This window comes from Microbacterium aquimaris (assembly GCF_039531285.1).
Classification (GTDB): domain Bacteria; phylum Actinomycetota; class Actinomycetes; order Actinomycetales; family Microbacteriaceae; genus Microbacterium; species Microbacterium aquimaris.
On sequence record NZ_BAAAPT010000002.1, the window covers coordinates 73,830 to 95,132 of the forward strand.

Below are 21,303 nucleotides of genomic sequence, written 5' to 3' on the forward strand. Positions count from 1 at the left end.
AGAACCTATGATCGCGCTCACCATCGCACAGCTCGCCCGGATCGTCTCGGGCCGCCCCGTCCTGTCCGGCGACGACACCCCCGACACCGTGGTGTCGGGGACCGTCGACACCGACTCCCGCAACATCGGACCGGGCGACGTCTTCGTCGCCAAGCCCGGTGAGACCACCGACGGTCACCTGTTCGTGCCCGGTGCGGCCGAAGCGGGTGCGTCCCTCGCCCTCGTCGAGCACCCGGTCGATGCGGCGGTCTCCCAGATCGTCGTCGACGACGTCGTGACCGCGATCGCCGAGCTCGCGAAACACGTCGTCGCCACCGTCCGAGGACGCGGCGACCTGCGCATCGCCGGCGTCACGGGGTCGAACGGCAAGACCACGACGAAGAACCTGCTGGCGCGCATCCTCGAGGAGGAAGGCGGCACCGTCGCCCCCCGCGCGTCGTTCAACAACGAGGTCGGTGCGCCGTTGACGATGCTCCGCGTCACCGACGAGACCCGTTTCCTCGTGAGCGAGTTCGGTGCCAGCGCCCCCGGGGAGATCGCGCGTCTGGCGGGTCTGGTCGAACCCGACCTCGGCATCGTGCTCATGGTGGGGATGGCCCACGCCGGCGGATTCGGTGGCATCGAGGCGACCTTCCATGCGAAGTCCGAACTCGTCCGCGCGCTGCGGCCGGGCGGCGTCGCCGTGCTGAACGTCGACGACCCCCGCGTGGCGGCCATGGCCCCCATCGCGGATGACAACGGCACGACCGTGCGGTGGTTCGGGCGGGGCGAGCGCGCCGACGTGCGCGCCGTCGATGTCGAGGTGTCCGCCTCCGGGACGACGGCTTCCCTCGTCGTGGACGGTCGCGAGCGGACCCTCCGCCTGCGCGTCCTCGGGGAGCACCACGTGATGAACGCCCTCGCCGCCCTCACCGCCGCGATCGCGTTCGGCGTCGACGTCGACGCCGCGATCGCACGACTCGAAGCCGTCGAACTCGCCGAGCGGTGGCGCATGCAGCCGCTCGGCGGCGACCGTGTGCGCATCATCAACGACGCCTACAACGCCAGCCCCGACTCGATGGCCGCCGCGTTGCGCACCCTCGCGCAGATCACGGCGCCGGGCGAGCGCATGGTCGCGGTGCTCGGTGCGATGAGTGAACTGGGGGAGTATGCGGGGGAGGAGCACGACCGCGTCGGGCTTATCGCGGTGCGGCTCGGGATCCAACGCATCGTGGTGGTCGGCGACGACGCCCGGCGGCTGTTCCTCTCCGCGGTGGGCGAAGGATCCTGGGACGGCGAGGCCGTCTTCTTCTCGACCGCGGACGAGGCCTTCGACTATCTCGTGGACGAGCTGCGCGAGGGGGACCGCGTGCTGGTGAAGTCCTCGAATTCCGCCGGGCTCCGTCATCTCGGCGACCGACTCGGAGAGGTGTTCTCGTGAGGTCCCTGCTGACCGCGGCGGCGATCTCGCTCGCCTTCACCCTGTTCCTCACCCCCGTCTTCCTCCGCCTGTTCCGCACGTGGGGGTGGGGTCAGGTCATCCGCACGCCCGAGAGCGGCAACAACCCCAAGCACGGCGCCAAGCGTGGCACGCCCACGATGGGCGGCACGATCTTCATCGTCGGCACGATCATCGGGTACTTCATCGGTGCGTACGTCGGCAACAATCCGCCGACGATCTCGGGACTGATGGTCCTGTGGCTCATGGTGGGGTTCGGTGTGGTCGGCTTCGTCGACGACTACATGAAGGTGCGAAGCCAACGCAGTCTCGGACTGTCCGGTTGGCGGAAGGTGCTCGGTCAGGTGATCGTCGTCGTGCCGTTCGCGGTCGTGGGCTTGAGCTTCCAGAACCTCGCAGGCACCACGCCGGCTTCGCCTTACGTCTCGGTGTTCCGGGACGTCCCGATCCTGTGGTTCTTCGCCCTGGGCCCCATCATCGGATGGCTGATCTACCTCGTGTGGATCATGCTCATCGGCGTCGCGGCGTCGAACTCCGTCAACGTCACCGACGGCCTCGACGGGCTCGCCGCGGGCGCGGGGATCTTCGTCGTCGGCGCGTATTCGCTGATCGCCTTCTGGCAGTTCAACCAGGCATGTGCCGGGGGCAAGGTGCTGCTGCCCGACGTGCAGGGCGGATGCTACGAGGTGCGTGATCCGTTCGATCTGGCCATCGTCTCCGCAGCCTTCGTCGGGGCCCTCGTCGGCTTCCTCTGGTGGAATGCACCGAAGGCGAACGTCTTCATGGGCGACGTGGGTTCCATGGCCATCGGCGGCGTCATCGCCGCGATGGCGATCCTCACCCGCACCGAACTGCTCATGGTGCTCGTCGCCGGCGTCTACGTGGTCGCGTCGGGCTCGGTCATCCTGCAGCGCCTGTACTTCAAGCTCACCCGCGGCAAACGACTGTTCCTCATGAGTCCCTTGCACCATCACCTCGAGATGCGCGGCTGGGCCGAGGTCACGATCGTCGTGCGCATGTGGATCATCGCGGGGCTGCTCGCCGTCTCGGGTGTCGGACTCTTCTACGTCGAATGGCTCGCCCGCACATGACCGACGACCGCCTCACCTCGCTCACCAGCTGGTACGCCGACTGGAAGGGACTGCGGGTCGCCGTCCTCGGGCTCTCGGTCACCGGCTTCTCCGCGGCCGACACGCTCGCCGAACTCGGCGCCGATGTGCTCGTGGTCACCGAGAGCGCCGCCGAGGAGTATGCACGGCTGCTTCCGGTCATCGGTGTGCGCGCCTGGACCGGCTCGCTCGAGGCCGTGCCCGAAGACCTGGCGGCCTTCGCCCCGGAGGTGGTCGTCGCCTCCCCGGGGTTCGCCCCCGACCATCCGCTCATCCGCTGGGTGCGGGAATCGGGCATCCCGCTGTGGGGCGACATCGAACTGGCTTGGCGCGTGCGCGACAAGGTCACGCGGGAGGACGGCACCGCGGCGGACTGGCTGCTGATCACCGGCACGAACGGCAAGACCACCACCACGCGGATGGCCGCGACGATGCTCGTCGCCGCCGGCGTCCGCGCCGCGCCGGTCGGGAACATCGGCACGCCGGTGCTCGACGCGGTCCGCGACCCGTCCGGATTCGACGTCCTCGTCGTCGAGCTGTCGAGCCACCAGCTCTGGTACCTCGGTCTGCAGGAGAGCCCTGATCCGGTCTCGCCGGCCGCGAGCGTGTGTCTGAACCTCGCCGACGACCACCTCGAGTGGCACGGCTCCTTCCAGGGCTACCGTGACGCGAAGGCGCACGTCTACGACCACACCCGCATCGCCTGCGTGTACAACAAGGCCGACGAGGCGACCCGCCTCATGGTCGAGGAGGCCGACGTGGTCGAGGGGGCCCGAGCGATCGGGTTCGACCTGGGTGTCCCCGGTCCGAGCGATCTGGGCGTCGTCGACGGCATCGTCGTCGACCGGGCATTCGTCGACGACCGCCGCACGAGCGCACTGGAACTGACGACCTTCGCCGACCTCGACGCGCAGGGCCTCGCCGCGCCGCACCTGGTGTCGAACATCCTCGCCGCAGCCGCCCTCGCCCGCGCGGTCGGAGCGCCGCCGGCCGCCGTGCGGGACGCCCTCACCACCTTCGCACTCGACCCCCACCGCATGCAGGTCGTCGCCGTCACCGACGGAGTGACCTGGGTCGACGACTCCAAGGCCACCAACCCCCACGCCGCCCATTCGTCGCTGGCCGCATACCCCGGCGCGGTTTGGGTCGTCGGCGGCCTCCTCAAGGGCGTCGACATCAGCGAGCTCGTGGCCGCACGAGGGCCCGGCGCCAAAGCGGCGATCGTCATCGGCACGGATCGTGCCCCGCTCGTGGCGGCATTCGAACGACACGCGCCCGCGGTGCCGGTGTTCGAGGTCGCCTCCGATGACACTGAGGAGGTCATGGCACGGGTCGTCGAACTGGCGGCCGGAGTCGTCGCCGACGGAGACGTGGTCCTCCTCGCCCCCGCAGCGGCCTCCTTCGACCAGTTCGCCTCGTACGCCGACCGCGGGCGACGTTTCGCCGCTGCGGTGCAGGAGCGGATCGCGAAGGGGGACCAGGGTGAGCACGACGCACACACCGCCCCCGGCGACCGCTGAGGGCGACGACTCGCGTGGCGGTCTGACCGCCCGTGTCTCGCTCGGGCGCGTCTTCGCGCCCGTGCCGAGCGAATTCCTGCTCATCGCCTCCACGGCGTTGATTCTGACCGGCTTCGGTCTGGTCATGATCCTGTCCGCCACCTCCGCCACCTCCGCGGCCTCGGGCGAGGCGCCGTGGGACGCCGCGTTGAAGCAAGGCGTCTTCGCCGCGCTCGGTATCCCCCTGATGTTCATCGCGAGCCGCCTGCCGATCCGCTTCTGGAAGCGCATCGCGTGGCCCGCGCTGATCGGTGCGACCGTGTTCCAGCTCCTGGTGTTCACCCCGCTCGGGGTGGAGAACGACGGCAACCGGAACTGGATCGTCATCGGGGGGATCCAGGCACAGCCCTCCGAGTTCCTCAAGCTCGCGCTGGCGCTGTGGCTCGGTTTCGTCCTCTTCCGCAAGCAGACCCTGCTCGGGCTGTGGCGGCACGTGTTCATCCCGGTGGTCCCGGTCGCCGGCGCCGTGATCGCGACCGTCCTGGCCGGTCGTGACCTCGGCACGGGCATGATCCTCGTGCTGATCGTGCTCGCGGCGCTGTTCTTCTCCGGCGTGAAGCTGCGCATCTTCATCCTGCCGCTGATCATCGCGGTGGGTGCGGTGGTGGCGCTTGCGGTCACCAGCCCCAACCGTATGGCGCGGATCATGAGCTTCCTCGATGCGGACTGCGACTACTTCGACGAGTGCTACCAGCCCATGCACGGCATCTTCGGTCTCGCACAGGGCGGAGTGTTCGGACTGGGCCTGGGCAACTCGAAGGAGAAGTACGATTGGCTCCCCGCCGCGGCGAACGACTACATCTTCGCCATCGTCGGCGAGGAGCTCGGCCTGATCGGGTGCATCGTCGTGCTGGCGCTGTTCGCCCTCTATGCGGTCGGTGCGTTCCACGTGATCCGCAAGACCGACGACCCGTTCGTGCGCATCGTGGCCGGTTCGGTGACCGTGTGGATCGTCGGGCAGGCGCTGATCAACATCGGTGTCGTGCTGCGGGTGTTCCCCGTGCTGGGCGTGCCGCTTCCGTTCATGTCGCAGGGTGGCACATCACTGCTTTCGCTCCTGGTGGCCACCGGGGTGCTCCTGGCGTGTGCCCGCTCGCTGCCGGTGCGCACATCGTCCGTCGCGGCTCCGCCGAATCCGGGTCGACGTGCGAAGATCGGGTGAGTGACCACCTACCTTCTCGCCGGCGGAGGAACCGCCGGACACGTCAATCCCCTGCTCGCCGTCGCGGACGGTCTGCGCGCGCGTGATCCCGAGTCCGCCGTCCTCGTGCTCGGCACCCGTGAGGGGCTCGAGGCCCGGTTGGTCCCGGAGCGCGGCTACGAGCTGCTCATCGTCGACAAGGTCCCCTTCCCGCGGCGTCCCAACGGCGACGCGGTGGCGTTCCCCGTGCGCTTCCGCCGTGCCGTCGCACAGGTGAAGGAGCACATCCGTGATCGCGACGTCGACGTCGTGGTGGGATTCGGCGGCTACGCCTCCGCGCCGGCGTACGTCGCGGCCTCCCGCGAGAAGGTGCCGTTCGTCGTGCACGAGGCCAACGCGAAGCCCGGGCTGGCGAACATCCTCGGCGCGCGCCGCGCCGCCGGCGTCGGCGTGGCGTTCGAGGGCACGCCCCTGCGGCGCGGGTCCGTGGTCGGCATGCCGTTGCGTCGCGAGATCGTCGAACTCGACCGGGCGGCGCTACGCTCCGACGCGGCGGAGCACTTCGGCCTCGACGCCGAGCGCCCGGTGCTGCTGGTGTTCGGCGGGTCGCTGGGCGCCCGCCGCCTGAACGAGGCGTTCGGCGAGGGACACGGTGGCGCCTGGCGCGACGTGGTCGGCGCCGGGTGGCAGCTGCTGCACGTCACGGGGGAGCGGTCGAGTCTTGCCGACCCCGGCGTCGACGGGTACGCGGTGCGCCGCTACGTCGACCGGATGGATCTGGCTTTCTCCCTCGCGGATGTCATCGTCTCGCGCGCCGGCGCGGCGACGGTCTCGGAGATCAGCGCGCTGGGGATCCCGGCGGTGTACGTGCCGTACGCGGTCGGCAACGGCGAACAGGCGTTGAACGCCTCTTCCGCCGTCGAGGCGGGGGCGGCGCTCCTGATCGACGACGGCGATTTCACCGCCGAGCGCGTTCGCGACGAGGTGCTCCCTCTGCTCGCCGACGCCTCCCGTCGGGAGGCGATGGTACGGGCGGCGACCCACGTCGGCACCCGGTCCGGTACCGAAAACCTCTTGGCGATGATCGATCACGCCGGTCACGCATGAGAGGTCACCGTCGCAGCGCGTCCGTCACCACGGTCAGGGCTTCCTCGGGATCCATGCGCACCGCCCGCACCTGTGCGGCGAACTCCGCCGCGGCGACCTCGATCCGACGCCGTGCCGGATCGGACGACATCGCCACGAAGGTCCCCGCGCGCCCGTTGGTCTCGATGATGCCCGCGGCCTCGAGCTCCCGGTAGGCGCGCGCCACGGTGCCGGGCGCCACCCCGAGCTCCTGGGCCAGTGCGCGCACCGGGGACAGCCGTGTCCCCGGTGCGAGGGCTCCTTCCCGAACGGCGTGGACGATCTGGGTGCGCAACTGCTCGAACGGCGGGACGGAGAGGGCGGCGTCGACGGTGAATCTCATCGGCGCTCATCCTCGCCGCAGCCTATGCTTCGTGTCAACACAATCAGCACCCTCCCAGCGCGCCGGGAAGAGCCGGGGGCCCGGCCCGGCCTAGGATTGTCGGGTCATGATCAGACCCGACCTCTCCCTCCCGATCCCCGAGCGGATCGAGGCTGCCCACTTCATCGGCATCGGCGGTTCCGGCATGTCGGGGCTGGCGCGGATGTTCCTGCAGCGCGGCATCCGCGTGTCCGGATCGGATCGCGCCGACAGCGACGCGCTCCGGGAACTCGCCGAGCTCGGCGCGACGGTCCATGTCGGGCACGACGCGGCCAACCTGGCCGGTGACGTCGACGCCGTCGTGCACACCGGTGCCATCTGGCCGGAGAATCCCGAGTTCCTCCTCGCGAAGGAGCGCGGACTGCATGTGATCCACCGATCGCAGGCGCTGTATTGGCTTATCGGAGGCCGCCGCCTCGTCTCGGTGGCCGGGGCCCATGGAAAGACGACCTCCACCGGCATGATCGTCACGGCCCTGCGCGACCTCGGCGACGACCCGACGTTCGTCAGCGGCGGCGTCATCGCGCAGCTCGGCGCCTCCAGCGGCATGGGGGCCGATGATCTCTTCGTCATCGAGGCAGACGAGTCGGACGGCACGTTCCTTCTGTACGAGACCTCCATCGCGCTCATCACCAACATCGACGCCGATCACCTCGATCACTACGGCACGGCGGAGGCCTTCGACGACGCCTTCGCCCGCTTCGCGGACGGGGCGCGCGAAGCCGTCGTCATCTCCGCCGACGACAGGGGCGCGCGACGTGTGCGGGAGCGCATCTCCCACGACACCGTCGTGACCTTCGGGGAGAGCCCGGACGCGGACGTGCGACTGGTCGACATCCGTACCGACGGGCCGGTGGCCTTCGCCGTCGAATACGCGGGGCAACGTGTCGACGCGCAGCTCCCGATCCCGGGCGCGCACAACGCGATCAACGCCACCGGAGCGGTCGCGGTGCTGCTCAGCCTCGGTTGGCGGCTCGAGTCGGCCGTGCGCGCCGTCGAAGGGTTCTCGGGAACCGTGCGTCGCTTCGAACTGCACGGCGTCGAACGCGGCGTCAGTGTGTTCGACGACTACGCGCACCACCCGACCGAGGTCGCGGCCGCCTTGTCCGCGGCCCGTACCGTCGTCGGCGACGGGCGCATCATCGCGCTCCACCAGCCCCACACCTATTCCCGGACGCAGGCGATGTACCGGGAGTTCGCAGAGGTCCTGGAGACGCTCGCCGACCACACGGTCGTCCTCGACGTCTACGGTGCGCGGGAGGACCCGGTGCCCGGGGTGACCGGCGCGCTCGTCTCAGAGGCGTTCGCCGACCAGGGTCGCGTGCACTTCGTCGCCGACTGGCAGGCGGCCGCGGACCACACGGCCGCCGTCGCCCGAGACGGCGATTACATCATCACCCTCGGATGCGGAAACGTGCACCTGATCATCCCACAGGTGCTCCAGGCCCTCGCGGGCGACACGGACGCCGCGGCAAGGGAGTAGCACCCGGTGCGCCGGCCGTCACCGCTTCCTCCGCCGCCGCGCCCGAACCGCGACGACGGGGCCTCGCGAATCCCGCATGTCGAGTCGGATCCGGCCGATGCGCGCCCCGTGGACCCGCCGCCCCCGGAACCCCTCGCCCCGGTCGTGGACCTGGAGGAGGTCGCCGGTCGCAGTTCCGGGGAAGGCCCACGCCCCGAGGGCGAGACCGGCGACGAGCCCGAGCAGACAGGGTGGCGCGGTGTGTGGCGTGCGGCGCGGGCGCGACGCCGCGCGCTGCGGGCCGAGATGCGGCGGTTCACCGTGCGACAGCGCCGACGCCGTGCAGTGTGGCTGTGGTCGGTGGGTGCACTGGTCACACTCGTGGTGGTCAGCCTCGGAGCCGCCTACTCCCCGTTGTTCGCGGTCGAGAGTATCCGCGTGGTGGGCGCCGACGCCCTCGACGCCCAGACGGTCGAGGAGGCGCTGGCAGGGCAGCTCGGTACCCCCATGCCCCTCGTCGACGAGAGTGCCGTCAAGGCGGCTTTGGTCACCTTCCCCCTCGTTGAGACCTACACCCTCGAGGCGCGGCCACCGCACGAACTCGTGGTGCGGATCGTGGAGCGCACACCGATCGGCGTGGTGGCAGGCCCCGCCGGGTTCACGCTCGTCGACGCCGCGGGGGTCGCCCTGTCGACGACGCCCGACCTCCCCGAGGGGGCGCCCGTGCTCGACGTCGTCGGCGGGACCGACTCCGCGGCGTTCGAGGCGGTGGGAAAGGTCGTCCGGAGCCTGCCCGAGGCGATACGCGCACAGGTCACCGAGGTGGCGGCGACCTCCGCGGACGATGTGACGCTCACCCTCGGCGGGACCGGAACGCAGGTCGTCTGGGGCAACGCCGACGACTCGGCCCTGAAGGCGCTCGTCCTCGAACGGCAGATGGGCGTGACCCCGCCGGACGACGTCGCCCTCTACGACGTGTCCTCGCCGGATGTCGTCGTCGTCGGCTGACGTCGTGGCGGCGGTTCGGACCTGTCGCGGATGAGGTTTGCGCGACACGCCGCGACCCTCCGAACGCAGGCGCCTCGGGCGCATACGTTCGTTCTCAGGAATTGCATACCGGGCAATTCTTTAAGCCTCTAGTAGAGGTTGAAGGTTGGGTTCGGATGAGACGGAGGCCCGCATGAGCCAGAACCAGAACTACCTTGCGGTGATCAAGGTCGTCGGCGTCGGCGGCGGCGGCGTCAACGCGGTCAACCGCATGATCGAACTCGGCCTTCGCGGCGTCGAGTTCATCGCGGTCAACACCGACGCCCAGGCACTGCTGATGAGCGACGCCGACGTCAAGCTCGACGTCGGCCGCGAGCTCACCCGCGGTCTCGGAGCCGGAGCGGACCCCGAGGTGGGTCGACGCGCGGCCGAGGATCACGGCGATGAGATCGAGGAAGCCCTCCGTGGCGCCGACATGGTGTTCGTCACCGCGGGCGAGGGTGGCGGGACCGGCACCGGCGGTGCGCCGGTGGTCGCCAAGATCGCCAAATCGATCGGCGCATTGACCATCGGTGTCGTGACCAAGCCGTTCTCCTTCGAAGGGCGTCGTCGGCAGAGCCAGGCGGAGTCCGGCGTGGCGAAGCTGAAGGAAGAGGTCGACACCCTCATCGTGGTGCCCAACGACCGGCTCCTGGAGATCAGCGATCGCGGCATCTCGATGATGGAGGCCTTCGCCACCGCGGACCAGGTCCTGCTGGCCGGTGTGCAGGGCATCACCGACCTCATCACCACGCCCGGTCTGATCAACCTTGACTTCGCCGACGTCAAATCGGTCATGCAGGGTGCGGGATCGGCGCTGATGGGCATCGGTTCCGCCCGAGGGGCCGACCGGGCCATCAAGGCGGCCGAGCTGGCGGTCGAGTCGCCTTTGCTGGAGGCCTCGATCGAGGGGGCACACGGTGTACTGCTGTCGATCCAGGGTGGGTCGAATCTCGGCATCTTCGAGATCAACGACGCGGCCCAGCTGGTCAAGGAGGCCGCGCATCCGGAGGCGAACATCATCTTCGGCACGGTGATCGACGACACCCTCGGCGACGAGGTTCGTGTCACGGTGATCGCCGCGGGCTTCGACGGGGGAGAACCCTCGCTCCGTCTCGACCCGGTCGGATCGGCGCGGGTGACCACCGCGGCCACCCCCGTGCTCCCCTCGACCTCTGCCGACGATGCGGCGAAGGAACGCGACGAGGAGGCGGCGCCCGTCCCGGCGCCCGTGGAGAAGGTCTCGGTCGCCGCTCCGGCGTTGCCCGAGTCGTCCTACGACTCGGCGTTCAACGACGACGACCTCGACATCCCGGACTTCTTGAAGTAGTCCATGGCGGACCCGTCCCTCGCGCAGCGTCTGGCGCACATCGACGCCCGCGTCGCGCAAGCGGCGCGGGCGGTCGGTCGTGCGCCTGAGGAGATCACGCGCATCGTGGTCACCAAGTTCCACGCGGCCGACCTCGTGACCGATCTGTACGATCTGGGCGTGCGCGACGTCGGGGAGAACCGGCAGCAGGAATTCAGCGCGAAGGCGGAGCTGGTCGGTCCTCGTGACGGACTGCGGTGGCACTTCATCGGGCAGGCGCAGACCAAGAAGGCACGCGCCATCCGTGCGGCAGCGTCGGTCGTGCACTCCGTGGACCGCGAGAAGCTCGCCGATGCGCTGGATCGTGCGGGTGAGGGCATGCCCGACTTGGATGTGCTGCTGCAGGTCAACCTCACCGACGACCCCGCCCGTGGTGGGGTGGCCCCGGGGGGACTCGAGCGTCTCGCCGAGCACGTCGAAGCGTGCGAGACACTCACGCTGCGCGGCGTCATGGCCGTCGCGCCGCTGGGTGCGGAGCCGGCGCCCGCGTTCGCGGCACTCGCCGACCTCGCCGAGCGGGTGCGGATGATCGCACCGCAGGCGACCTGGATGTCGGCGGGGATGACCGCCGACTTCGCCGAGGCGATCGCCGCGGGTGCGACACACCTGCGGATCGGCTCGGCAATCACCGGTCCGAGGCCCGACCGCGGTTAACCTCGGAACCAGGATGAGCGATCCTCGCCGACAGGCGAACAGGGAGGAACGATGTCGAACGTGCTGAAGAAGTCCATGGTGTACCTGGGACTCGCAGACGAAGAAGAGGTCTACGAAGAGGCCGAGCCTCAGCAGCAGACCTCCCGCAAGCCGCAGGCGACGGAGAAGACCACCGCGCCGGTGACGCCGATCCACCGCCCCGCCGTCGTGCGCCAGCCGGTCGCCACCCAGGTCAGCGAGATCCTGACGGTGCACCCGAAGCAGTACCGCGACGCACAGGTGATCGCCGAGAGCTTCCGTGAGGGCGTGCCGGTGATCATCAACCTTTCGCAGATGAGCGATGCCGACGCGCGCCGACTCATCGACTTCGCGAGTGGTCTGTCGCTCGGTCTGTACGGACGTATCGAGCGCGTCACCAGCAAGGTGTTCCTGCTCTCGCCCGAGAACGTCTCGGTGTCGGGTGAGGGTGCCGTGGCGCAGGCCGACCCCGACGCCGTGCCGTTCGCACACACCTCGTAGGTCGTGGGCGTCCTCCAGATCGTCGCAGGGATCCTCAACTTCCTGCTGCTGATCTATGTTTTCGTCCTGCTCGGTCGCCTCGTGCTCGAGTGGATCCCGGTGTTCAACCGGGAATGGCGGCCGCGCGGCTTCAGCCTCGTCGTCGCCGAACTCGTCTACACGATCACCGACCCGCCGATCCGACTCTTCCGTCGTTTCATCCCGCCGCTGCGCGTCGGCGCGGTGGCCATCGACTTCGGCTTCGCCCTGACGATGCTGGTCTGTTTCATCCTCCTCTCGGTGACACGGTCGATCGCGGCGAGCTGATCCCCCTTCGACACCCCCCGAACCCCCGGCTATGCTTTCCTGATAGCGACCCCGTCGGCATCCGCCCTCGGGCCCCGCATCGGCCAGCGAAACGCGCTCGAAAGAGGTACCACCCATGGCATTGACCCCCGATGACGTCGTCACCAAGCAGTTCCAGCACGTCCGGTTCAAGGAGGGCTTCGACCCGGACGAGGTGGACGACTTCCTCGACGAGATCGTCGTGGAGTGGCGCAAGACCATCGCGGAGAACGAGGAGCTGAAGTCCAAGCTCGCCGCATACGAGTCGGGCGAGCAGGCTCCCGCCGCCTCGGCCCCCGCCGCGGAGGCCCCCGCCGCCGAGGCACCCGCAGCCGAGGCCCCCGCCGCCGAGGCACCCGCAGCCGAGGCCCCCGCCGCGGCCGGTGGGGCCGCCGGTGCGCAGAGCGCGGGCATCATCGAGCTGGCCCAGCGCCTGCACGATGAGTACGTGGCCGAGGGCCAGGCGCAGCGTGACCAGCTGATCGCCGACGCGCAGTCCCGGGCGGCGACCATCGTCGCCGAGGCGGAGGCGAAGGGTCGCGACGAGATGGCGCGCCTCGAGCGCGACCGCACCACGCTGGAAGGCCGCATCACCGAGCTGCGCAACTTCGAGCGCGACTACCGCGCTCAGCTGCGCAGCTACATCGAGGGCAAGCTCCGCGACCTCGAGACCACGTCGACCTCGTCGGGCTCGACCCCGGTGTCGGCGATCGGCCTTTGAGAGGCCGAGCCCCTCTTCACACGGCGGCGGCCGGCATCCTCGTCGCGATCCTCGCGGCGTCGGTGCTGGCCGCCGACCAGTTGTCGAAGTATCTCGCGATCGAGAACCTCCCGCTTCGCGAAGCCGTCCCGGTGTGGGGGGAATTCCTCCAGTGGTATCTGGTGTACAACCCGGGGGCCGCGTTCTCGCTGGGCGAGGGGTACACCTGGATCTTCACGATCGCCCTCGGCGTCGTCGCCGTCGCGATACCCGTCATCGTGATCCGGTCGGTCCGCTCGCGCGTGTGGGCCGTGACGCTCGGTCTGCTGCTCGGCGGCGTGCTGGGCAATCTGTTCGATCGCCTGTTCCGCGAGCCGGGATTCGGGATCGGACACGTCGTGGACTTCATCCTCACCCCGTGGATGTGGTTCTGGATGAACCCGGCGATCTACAACGTCGCCGACATCTTCATCGTGACCATGATGATCGTCGTGGCGGTCCTGATCCTGCGCGGCGTGCGCTTGGACGGCACCCGGGAGTCGGCGGACGTGCCCACCGTCTCGGACGAGCCGGTGGGCGACTGACGTGCCCACCCGCATGATCCCCGTCCCCGACGGCCTCGAGGGTGCGCGCGTGGACGCCGCACTGGCGAAGATGCTGGGCTTTTCGCGCACGTTCGCCGCCGACGTCGCCGAAGCCGGTGGCGTGCTGGCCGACGGGCGGAAGCTGGGCAAGTCAGACCGGCTGGAAGCCGGTGCCTGGGTGGAGGTGACCTGGGAGGACCGCCGCGAACCGGAGGTCGTCCCCGTAGAGGTGCCCGACCTCGGGATCGTGTACGACGACGACGACATGGTCGTCGTGGACAAGCCCTCCGGTGTCGCGGCGCACCCCTCCGTCGGCTGGGAGGGTCCGACCGTCCTCGGCGCCCTGGCCGCGGGGGGATTCCGCGTGGCCACCAGCGGAGCACCCGAGCGACAGGGCGTCGTGCACCGCCTCGACGTGGGCACCAGCGGGCTCATGGTCGTCGCGAAGACGGAACGGGCCTACACGGCGCTCAAGCGCGCGTTCAAGGAACGCGAGGTCGAGAAGATCTACCACGCCGTCGTGCAGGGTCACCCGGACCCACTCGCCGGGACGATCGACGCGCCGATCGGCCGCCACCCCTCGCACTCGTGGAAGTTCGCCGTCACCCCGGCGGGCAAGGACTCGGTCACCCACTATGAGACGCTCGAGGCCTTCCGGGGCGCGTCCCTGCTCGAGATCCACCTCGAGACCGGGCGCACCCACCAGATCCGTGTGCACATGGCCGCCCATCGTCACCCGTGCGTCGGTGACCCGCTCTACGGCGCCGACCCCACACTGTCCGCACGGCTGGGCCTGATCCGCCAGTGGCTCCATGCCCGACAGCTCGCCTTCGGCCACCCGGTCACGGGGGAGTGGGTCACATTCACCTCCGCGTACCCGGACGACCTCGCCCACGCGCTGGATCTGCTCGCCGAGGACTGATCGGAGGGTCGGGCCGCTCAGCGACCGCCTTCGAAGGCCGTCGGGCCGTCGACCAGGGCCGCGGCGATCCGCGCGCGCATGTCGGCGTCGAGGTCGAGGGCCTCCAGATCGTCGACGGCGTACCAGCCGACCTCGGTCATCTCGCCGTCGGCGGGGTACGGCTCGCCGGAGACCCACGAGCAGCGGAAGGTCAGATCGAGATAGTCGGTCTGATCGCCGTTGGCGTAGACGATCCGCGGGATCTGATGGACCCACGCCAGGTGATCGACCCGGATGCCCACCGCGGCCTCCTCCTCCGCCTCCCGCACGGCCGCATCTGCGGGCTCCTCACCCGGGTCGACGATGCCGGTCACCGGGGTCAGCGCGTTGTTGTCCGAGCGGCGGCCCAGCAGTACCTCATCGCCCCGGATGACGACCGCGGTCACGCCGGTCAGAAAGAGCGGGCGCGTACCGATGAAACGACGCAGGTCGAGGATGAAGTCAGGGGTGGGCACGGCTCCACGCTAGCCGACCCGCTGAGCGGTCCGGGCCCGCGGTCCGAGGCGCGACTTAGACTCGACGGGTGGCATCCGACTCCTTCGTCCATCTGCACGTGCACAGCGAATACTCGATGCTCGACGGCGCCGCCCGCATCACCTCGATGGTGCAGGAGGCGGCCCGCCTCGAGATGCCCGCCATCGCGGTGACCGACCACGGCAACACCTTCGCGGCGTTCGAGTTCTACAACGCCGCCAAGGACGTCGGCATCAATCCGATCATCGGCATCGAGGCCTACGTCACCCCCGGAACGCACCGGTCCGACAAGGCGCGGGTGCGATGGGGCTCTCCCGAGCAGGTGAGTGACGACGTCTCCGGTGCGGGCGCGTACACCCATATGACCCTCCTGTCGGAGTCGACGGAGGGGATGCACAACCTGTTCCGGCTGTCGTCGCTGGCGAGCATGGAGGGCTACTACTTCAAGCCGCGCATGGACCGCGAGCTCCTGCACAAATACTCCAAGGGCCTCATCGCCACGACGGGGTGCCCTTCGGGCGAGATCCAGACGCGGCTGCGTCTGGGACAGTACGACGCGGCACGCGCCGCGGCGGCGGAGTTCCAGGACATCTTCGGCAAGGAGAACTACTTCGCCGAGATCATGGATCACGGCTTGTCGATCGAACGACGCGTCCTCGAGGACCTCACGAAGATCGCCAAGGATCTCGACATCCCGATGCTGGCCACCAACGATTCGCATTACACCCACCAGCACGATGCGAAAAGCCATGCGGCGCTGTTGTGCGTGCAGTCGGGATCGACCCTCGACGATCCGAAGCGGTTCAAGTTCGACGGCGACGGCTACTACATCAAGTCGCCCGCCGAGATGCGCCAGGTCTTCCGGGACAACCCGTCCGCCTGCGACAACACGTTGCTGATCGCCGAGCGCTGCCAGGTGGAGTTCAACACCAGCGCGAACTACATGCCGCGCTTCCCGGTCCCGGAGGGGGAGACCGAGGACTCCTGGTTCGTCAAGGAGATCGAGAAAGGCCTCCACGAGCGCTACCCCGGCGGCATCCCGGACGAGGTGCGCAAGCAGGCCGAGTATGAGACCGGTGTGATCACCCAGATGGGGTTCCCGGGCTACTTCCTCGTGGTCGCCGACTTCATCAACTGGGCCAAGGACAACGGGATCCGGGTGGGGCCGGGGCGCGGTTCGGGGGCCGGTTCGATGGTCGCGTACGCGATGAAGATCACCGACCTGGACCCGCTCAAGCACGGGCTCATCTTCGAGCGGTTCCTCAACCCCGACCGCGTCTCGATGCCCGACTTCGACGTCGACTTCGACGACCGTCGCCGCGGCGAGGTGATCCAGTACGTCACGGAGAAGTACGGCGACGAGCGCGTCGCGCAGATCGTCACGTACGGAACGATCAAGGCGAAGCAGGCGTTGAAGGACGCCGGGCGCGTGCTCGGGTTCCCGTTCAGCATGGGGGAGCGGCTGACCAAGGCGATGCCCCCCGCGGTCATGGGCAAGGACGTGCCGTTGACCGGCATGTTCGACAAAGAGCACCCTCGCTACAAGGAAGCGGTGGAGTTCCGCACGCTCGTCGAGACCGACCCCGAGGCCAAGACGGTCTTCGACACCGCCGTGGGGCTGGAGAACCTGAAGCGCCAGTGGGGCGTGCACGCGGCCGGTGTGATCATGTCCAGCGAGCCGCTCCTGGACATCATCCCGATCATGCGCCGCGAGCAGGACGGTCAGATCGTCACACAGTTCGACTACCCGTCGTGCGAGTCCCTCGGCCTGATCAAGATGGACTTCCTCGGGCTGCGCAACCTCACGATCATCAACGACGCGCTCGAGAACATCGAGATGAACCGCGGCGAACCCCTCATCCTGGAAGACCTGGACCTCGAGGACGAGGCGTCCTACGAGCTGCTCGCGCGCGGTGACACGCTCGGTGTCTTCCAGCTCGACGGCGGACCCATGCGGTCCCTGCTGCGGCTGATGAAGCCCGACAACTTCGAGGACATCTCCGCCGTGCTCGCGCTGTACCGCCCGGGACCGATGGGCGTGAATTCGCACATCAACTACGCGTTGCGCAAGAACGGCCAACAGGACATCGAGCCGATCCATCCGGAACTGGCCGAACCGCTGGCCGACATCCTCGACACGACGTACGGGCTCATCGTGTACCAGGAGCAGGTGATGGCGGTGGCGCAGCGCGTGGCCGGCTACACACTCGGACAGGCCGACCTGCTGCGGCGCGCCATGGGCAAGAAGAAGAAGTCCGAGCTCGACAAGCAGAAGGAGATCTTCTTCGGCGGGATGACCGAGCGTGGCTTCTCCGAGGAGGCGCAGGGCACGCTGTGGCGCGTGCTGGAGTCGTTCGCCGATTACGCGTTCAACAAAGCGCACACCGCCGCCTACGGGCTGGTGTCGTACTGGACCGCCTACCTGAAGGCCCACTATCCGGCCGAGTACATGGCCGCGCTGCTGACCAGCGTCGGCGACTCGCGCGACAAGCTCGCCGTCTACCTCAACGAATGCCGTCGCATGGGCATCAAGGTGCTCCCGCCGGACGTCGGAGAGTCGATCCGCTTCTTCGCCGCCGTCGGCGAAGACATCCGCTTCGGGCTGGAGGCGGTCCGCAATGTCGGGGCGAACGTCGTCGAAGCGATCGTGCAGACCCGGCAGAGCGGACCGTTCACGTCGTTCCACGACTTCCTGAACCGCGTCCCGGCGCAGGTGGCGAACAAGCGGACGGTCGAGTCGCTCATCAAGGCCGGTGCCTTCGACGAGATGGGTCACACGCGGCGCGCCCTGGTCGAGATCCACGAGGACGCGGTCGAACAGGCGGTGCTCGACAAACGACGCGAGGCGCACGGCGAGGTGGGCTTCGACTTCGACAGTCTGTGGGGCGATGACGAGCCGCAGCAGGTCGCGAAGGTGCCGGATCGTCCCGAGTGGACCAAGAAGGACAAGCTCGCGTTCGAACGCGACATGCTCGGCCTCTACGTCTCCGATCATCCCCTCGCCGGGCTGGAGATCCCCCTCGCAAAGCACGCGTCGATCTCGATCCACGACCTGTTGGCCTCCGAGGAGTTGCAGGACGGCGACCAGGTGACCGTCGCGGGCCTTCTCACGAGCGTCCAGCACCGTGTGGCGAAATCCAGCGGCAACCCCTACGGGATGGTCACCGTCGAAGATTTCGACGGCGAGGTGACCGTCATGTTCATGGGCAAGACGTACACCGAGTTCCAGTCGATGCTCCAGCCGGATTCGATCCTCGTCGTCCGCGGCCGCGTCTCCCGTCGCGATGACGGACTCAACCTCCACGCGCAGGCGGCATTCGTCCCGGACCTGGGCACCTTCGACCCCGCGGGGCCCCTGGTCCTGGCGGTCCCCGAGCAACGCGCCACCGAGTCTCTCGTGAACGACCTGGCGGATGTGCTCCGGCGTCACGCCGGCGACACCGAGGTCACGCTGCGGCTGCATAAGGGCGGCACCGCGAAGGTCTTCGAGGTGCCGATGCCGGTCACCGTGTCGGCAGACCTCTACGGTGACCTCAAGGGGTTGCTCGGACCGAACTGCCTGGGCTGAGACGGCGCGCCCGAGGCGCGTCGTCTCATGTGCGTCTCATCCGGCGCGAGTAGGATCGGACGACGTGCGAGCACATCGCGCAGGGAAGGACGATTGTGACCGACGAGCAGTACGACGAGACCACCGAGACGCTGGATTCCGCCTCCGCCTCCGCCACGGCCACCGAGGCAGAGGTCCACGACGGTCCTGCGCCGCAGTACGGGGTCGGTCCTTTCACGATCCGTGAGATCACACTGGGAGGCGTCTGGCTCGTCGCCTTCGTCGTCTCCTTCTTCTCCGTGACCGTCGCGCGTTTCGACTCGGTCTGGACCTCCGGCCTGCTGTGGATCATCACGATCGGCCTGCCGACGGTCGCCGTCTTCCTCTTGGCCCTTCGCCGTCTATCGCCGCAGGGCATCCGAAGGGTCGGGTCGCTGGGCATCGACCAGTTCGCCTCGGTCGTCTTCTCCTTTGCGGCGCTGCTGTGGTTGCAGATGGTCTGGGAAACGGTCGCGGTCGCGATCGACAGCGGGCTGTGGCTGCGCTCCTGGGTGATCTGGGTCGAGTTGGCCCTGATGCTCGCGGGCGTCGTGCTCACCGTCTTCGCGCCGCTGATCCCGCCGTTCTCCCAGGACTTCCAGGCGCGCCCGGAGGTCCCCGCGCACCGCAACGCCCGTCCGGTGCGCGCGGTCGAACCGCGCCCCGTGCCGGAGCCTGCTGCGGTGTCGGCCGACGACACCGCACCGGGCGCGGAGTGGACCGGCGAAGCGCGCTACGACGCACCCGCCACGGACGGCTCCGACGCGGACGAGTTCACCCCCAGCCAGACCCGCGGCACGTTCGAGCCGGTCGACGGCGACGAGACGATCGAGATCGACCGCCCCGCTCGGCAGCAGGCGTTCTGGGCGCTCGTGCCCGAGGAACGCGATGTGGTCGACGAGACCGGGGCGCCGCTGTTCCGCATCGGCCCGACCGCGTGGGCGCTCGTCATCGAAGACCGCGGTGCCGTCTTCGTCGTCCGCGACGAGGACGGCACGGTCGGCTACCTCCACGAGGTCGACGGCGTCACGCGCGGCTGAACGCCAGCGGTTAACCTAGACGGATGCTCCGCACCATCGATCTCCGAGGCCGCTCGCTCACGGCCTCGGACTTGCTCGCCGCCGTCCCGCGCGCCGGGGTCGCCCGCGCCGACGCGTTGACGGCCGCCGCGGCGATCGTCTCCGACGTCGCCGAACGCGGCGAGGTCGCATTGCGCGAGCAGGCCTCCCGCTTCGACGGGGTCCAGGGGCACGCCCTCCGCGTGCCGCGGGAGCACTTCGACGAGGCGCTTGCGCGACTCGACGCTGAGGTGCGCGCGGCACTCGAGGAGGCCATCGACCGCGTCCGGAGGGCGTCGGCGGCGCAGGTGCCGCCGGTACAGCGGACACAGGTGGCACCGGGAGCGGTCGTCGAGCAGCGCTGGCGCCCGGTCGGCCGCGCGGGCGTGTATGTGCCCGGCGGCAAGGCCGTCTACCCCTCGTCGGTGGTGATGAACGTCGTGCCCGCGCAGGTGGCCGGGGTGGAACGGATCGCGCTGGCCTCACCCCCGCAGGCGGATCACGACGGACGTGTCCACCCGGACATCCTCGCGGCGGCCCGTCTGCTGGGCATCGACGAGGTCTACGCCGTCGGCGGCGCCGGCGCGGTGGCGGCGTTCGCGCACGGTGTCCCGGAGATCGACCTCGATCCCGTCGACGTCGTGACCGGCCCGGGGAACAACTTCGTCGCATCGGCCAAGCGCGTCGTCGCCGGCCTGGTGGGTGTGGACTCCGAAGCGGGCGCGACCGAGATCCTCATCGTCGCCGACGCCGGCGCCGATCCCCGCCTGGTGGCGGCTGACCTCATCAGTCAGGCCGAGCATGACGAACAGGCCTCGGCGGTCTTGGTGACCCCGTCATCCGAACTGGCGGAGGCGGTCGAGCGCGAGGTGCGGGCCCGCGTGGCCGGTACGAGGAACGCGGCGCGCGCGACCGAGGCTCTCCGGGGTGTCCAGTCCGCGACGGTCCTCGTGGACGACGTCGACACCGCGATCGCCTTCAGCAACGCCTATGCCCCCGAGCACCTCGAGGTCTTCCTCGACGATCCTGGCGTGGAGCGTTTCGTCAACGCCGGTGCGGTCTTCGTCGGCGCCTACTCGCCGGTCAGTCTCGGCGACTACCTCGCGGGCAGCAACCACGTGCTGCCGACCGGGGGGCAGGCGCGGTATTCCTCGGGCCTGTCCGCCTCGACCTTCCTGCGCCCGCAGCAGGTCATCCACTACGACCGCGATGCCCTCGCCGCGGTCGCCGACGGCATCGTCGCGTTGGCCCAGGCGGAGGAGCTTCCCGCGCACGGTGAAGCCGTCACGGCGCGCTTCGAGGCGTAGGAGCCCTCATGCATTGCCCGTTCTGCCGGAATCCCGACTCGCGTGTCATCGACTCGCGCACGAGTGACGACGGTCTCAGCATCCGTCGACGTCGTCAGTGCCCGCAGTGCGGTGGGCGGTTCTCCACGATCGAGACGGCGAGCCTGAACGTGATCAAGCGGTCCGGCGTCATCGAGCCGTTCAGCCGGGAGAAGGTCATGAGCGGCGTGCGGAAGGCCTGCCAGGGGCGGCCCGTCACCGAGAGTGACCTGGCGGTCCTGGCCCAGACGGTCGAGGAGGCGATCCGCCAAACCGGTTCGTCGCAGATCGACACCAATGAGATCGGTCTGGCGATCCTCCGACCTCTGCGCGACCTCGACGAAGTCGCGTTCCTCCGCTTCGCGAGTGTCTACCAGGCGTTCGACTCCCTCGAAGACTTCGAAGCGGCGATCGACCAACTCCGACTCGACCACCCGGACCGTCACAGCCGACCGGGGGAAGACGAGTCCGCGGAGGGGTGAAGGTTCGCTTGATCACCGGGTGCCC

The 21,303-nt window shown here is 69.1% G+C and carries 20 protein-coding genes; 18 read left to right on the top strand and 2 right to left on the bottom strand.

Annotated features, from left to right (window positions below):
- The first annotated feature begins 7 nt into the window (after positions 1–7).
- Genes ABD204_RS09810 through ABD204_RS09830 form a run of 5 tightly spaced genes read left to right on the top strand, consistent with a single transcriptional unit; the run spans position 8 to position 6,354 of the window.
- Entirely contained in the window at positions 8–1,420 is a 1,413-nt protein-coding gene (locus ABD204_RS09810) for a UDP-N-acetylmuramoyl-tripeptide--D-alanyl-D-alanine ligase (protein ID WP_194425339.1), read from the top strand.
- The gene (gene mraY / locus ABD204_RS09815; protein ID WP_194425338.1) at positions 1,417–2,529 is read left to right on the top strand and encodes a phospho-N-acetylmuramoyl-pentapeptide-transferase; all 1,113 of its coding nucleotides are present in this window, start codon (positions 1,417–1,419) and stop codon (positions 2,527–2,529) included. Before ABD204_RS09810 ends, mraY begins: the two co-directional genes overlap by 4 nt.
- Entirely contained in the window at positions 2,526–4,067 is a 1,542-nt protein-coding gene (murD, locus tag ABD204_RS09820; RefSeq protein ID WP_194425337.1) for a UDP-N-acetylmuramoyl-L-alanine--D-glutamate ligase, read from the top strand. Before mraY ends, murD begins: the two co-directional genes overlap by 4 nt.
- The gene (gene ftsW, locus ABD204_RS09825) at positions 4,030–5,268 is read left to right on the top strand and encodes a putative lipid II flippase FtsW (RefSeq protein WP_194425336.1); all 1,239 of its coding nucleotides are present in this window, start codon (positions 4,030–4,032) and stop codon (positions 5,266–5,268) included. Before murD ends, ftsW begins: the two co-directional genes overlap by 38 nt.
- Entirely contained in the window at positions 5,269–6,354 is a 1,086-nt protein-coding gene (locus ABD204_RS09830) for a UDP-N-acetylglucosamine--N-acetylmuramyl-(pentapeptide) pyrophosphoryl-undecaprenol N-acetylglucosamine transferase (protein ID WP_194425335.1), read from the top strand. It begins immediately after the preceding gene.
- A gap of 4 nt (positions 6,355–6,358) precedes the next feature.
- Here the strand turns inward: ABD204_RS09830 and ABD204_RS09835 are convergent, their stop codons facing one another.
- Positions 6,359–6,715, bottom strand: a complete 357-nt coding sequence (locus ABD204_RS09835; protein ID WP_194425334.1) for a GntR family transcriptional regulator — start codon at positions 6,713–6,715, stop codon at positions 6,359–6,361.
- Positions 6,716–6,821: 106 nt separating this feature from the next.
- Between ABD204_RS09835 and murC the strand changes: the two genes are divergently transcribed.
- The 9 genes from murC to ABD204_RS09880 all read left to right on the top strand — a co-directional run bounded on the left by murC (position 6,822) and on the right by ABD204_RS09880 (position 14,314).
- Positions 6,822–8,237, top strand: a complete 1,416-nt coding sequence (gene murC / locus ABD204_RS09840; protein WP_194425333.1) for a UDP-N-acetylmuramate--L-alanine ligase — start codon at positions 6,822–6,824, stop codon at positions 8,235–8,237.
- A 108-nt stretch (positions 8,238–8,345) separates the two neighbouring features.
- Positions 8,346–9,224, top strand: coding sequence for an FtsQ-type POTRA domain-containing protein (locus ABD204_RS09845; RefSeq protein WP_322597636.1), 879 nt, complete (start codon positions 8,346–8,348; stop codon positions 9,222–9,224).
- A gap of 172 nt (positions 9,225–9,396) precedes the next feature.
- Complete coding sequence (ftsZ, locus tag ABD204_RS09850) at positions 9,397–10,572, top strand: cell division protein FtsZ (RefSeq protein WP_194425332.1); 1,176 nt, start codon at positions 9,397–9,399, stop codon at positions 10,570–10,572.
- Positions 10,573–10,575: 3 nt separating this feature from the next.
- Complete coding sequence (locus ABD204_RS09855) at positions 10,576–11,265, top strand: YggS family pyridoxal phosphate-dependent enzyme (RefSeq protein ID WP_194425331.1); 690 nt, start codon at positions 10,576–10,578, stop codon at positions 11,263–11,265.
- 51 nt (positions 11,266–11,316) lie between these two features.
- Complete coding sequence (locus ABD204_RS09860) at positions 11,317–11,784, top strand: cell division protein SepF (protein WP_194425330.1); 468 nt, start codon at positions 11,317–11,319, stop codon at positions 11,782–11,784.
- Between the two features lie 3 nt (positions 11,785–11,787).
- A complete protein-coding gene (locus tag ABD204_RS09865; RefSeq protein WP_194425329.1) occupies positions 11,788–12,090 on the top strand; it encodes a YggT family protein in 303 nt (100 codons plus the stop codon).
- Positions 12,091–12,205: 115 nt separating this feature from the next.
- Positions 12,206–12,829, top strand: coding sequence for a DivIVA domain-containing protein (locus tag ABD204_RS09870; protein ID WP_194425328.1), 624 nt, complete (start codon positions 12,206–12,208; stop codon positions 12,827–12,829).
- Complete coding sequence (lspA, locus tag ABD204_RS09875) at positions 12,826–13,392, top strand: signal peptidase II (RefSeq protein WP_194425327.1); 567 nt, start codon at positions 12,826–12,828, stop codon at positions 13,390–13,392. Before ABD204_RS09870 ends, lspA begins: the two co-directional genes overlap by 4 nt.
- A 13-nt stretch (positions 13,393–13,405) precedes the next feature.
- Positions 13,406–14,314 (top strand): RluA family pseudouridine synthase, encoded by a 909-nt coding sequence (locus ABD204_RS09880; RefSeq protein WP_206697574.1) that lies wholly within the window; start codon positions 13,406–13,408, stop codon positions 14,312–14,314.
- Between the two features lie 17 nt (positions 14,315–14,331).
- Here ABD204_RS09880 and ABD204_RS09885 read toward each other — a convergent pair whose 3' ends face one another.
- Positions 14,332–14,808: an NUDIX hydrolase gene (locus tag ABD204_RS09885; protein ID WP_194425325.1), complete on the bottom strand. Its 477-nt coding sequence runs from the start codon at positions 14,806–14,808 to the stop codon at positions 14,332–14,334.
- Positions 14,809–14,924: 116 nt separating this feature from the next.
- Here ABD204_RS09885 and dnaE point away from each other — a divergent pair, with 116 nt between their 5' ends.
- From dnaE to nrdR, 4 genes are all read left to right on the top strand, one after another.
- Positions 14,925–18,395: a DNA polymerase III subunit alpha gene (gene dnaE, locus ABD204_RS09890; protein WP_206697572.1), complete on the top strand. Its 3,471-nt coding sequence runs from the start codon at positions 14,925–14,927 to the stop codon at positions 18,393–18,395.
- Positions 18,396–18,490: 95 nt separating this feature from the next.
- Positions 18,491–19,453 carry a hypothetical protein gene (locus ABD204_RS09895; protein WP_194425323.1) on the top strand — a complete coding sequence of 321 codons (963 nt, stop codon included), beginning with the start codon at positions 18,491–18,493 and terminating at the stop codon, positions 19,451–19,453.
- A 23-nt stretch (positions 19,454–19,476) separates the two neighbouring features.
- Positions 19,477–20,778 (top strand): histidinol dehydrogenase, encoded by a 1,302-nt coding sequence (hisD, locus tag ABD204_RS09900; RefSeq protein WP_194425322.1) that lies wholly within the window; start codon positions 19,477–19,479, stop codon positions 20,776–20,778.
- An 8-nt stretch (positions 20,779–20,786) separates the two neighbouring features.
- Positions 20,787–21,278, top strand: a complete 492-nt coding sequence (nrdR, locus tag ABD204_RS09905; RefSeq protein WP_194425321.1) for a transcriptional regulator NrdR — start codon at positions 20,787–20,789, stop codon at positions 21,276–21,278.
- The last annotated feature ends 25 nt before the right edge of the window (positions 21,279–21,303 follow it).

Coding starts and splice junctions, on each gene's coding strand:
- ABD204_RS09810 (WP_194425339.1), top strand. CDS start 8: ATGATCGCGCTCACCATCGCACAGCTCGCCCGGATCGTCTCGGGCCGC.
- murD (WP_194425337.1), top strand. CDS start 2,526: ATGACCGACGACCGCCTCACCTCGCTCACCAGCTGGTACGCCGACTGG.
- ABD204_RS09835 (WP_194425334.1), bottom strand. CDS start 6,715: ATGAGATTCACCGTCGACGCCGCCCTCTCCGTCCCGCCGTTCGAGCAG.
- murC (WP_194425333.1), top strand. CDS start 6,822: ATGATCAGACCCGACCTCTCCCTCCCGATCCCCGAGCGGATCGAGGCT.
- ftsZ (WP_194425332.1), top strand. CDS start 9,397: ATGAGCCAGAACCAGAACTACCTTGCGGTGATCAAGGTCGTCGGCGTC.
- ABD204_RS09855 (WP_194425331.1), top strand. CDS start 10,576: ATGGCGGACCCGTCCCTCGCGCAGCGTCTGGCGCACATCGACGCCCGC.
- ABD204_RS09860 (WP_194425330.1), top strand. CDS start 11,317: ATGTCGAACGTGCTGAAGAAGTCCATGGTGTACCTGGGACTCGCAGAC.
- ABD204_RS09870 (WP_194425328.1), top strand. CDS start 12,206: ATGGCATTGACCCCCGATGACGTCGTCACCAAGCAGTTCCAGCACGTC.
- ABD204_RS09880 (WP_206697574.1), top strand. CDS start 13,406: ATGATCCCCGTCCCCGACGGCCTCGAGGGTGCGCGCGTGGACGCCGCA.
- dnaE (WP_206697572.1), top strand. CDS start 14,925: ATGCTCGACGGCGCCGCCCGCATCACCTCGATGGTGCAGGAGGCGGCC.
- hisD (WP_194425322.1), top strand. CDS start 19,477: ATGCTCCGCACCATCGATCTCCGAGGCCGCTCGCTCACGGCCTCGGAC.
- nrdR (WP_194425321.1), top strand. CDS start 20,787: ATGCATTGCCCGTTCTGCCGGAATCCCGACTCGCGTGTCATCGACTCG.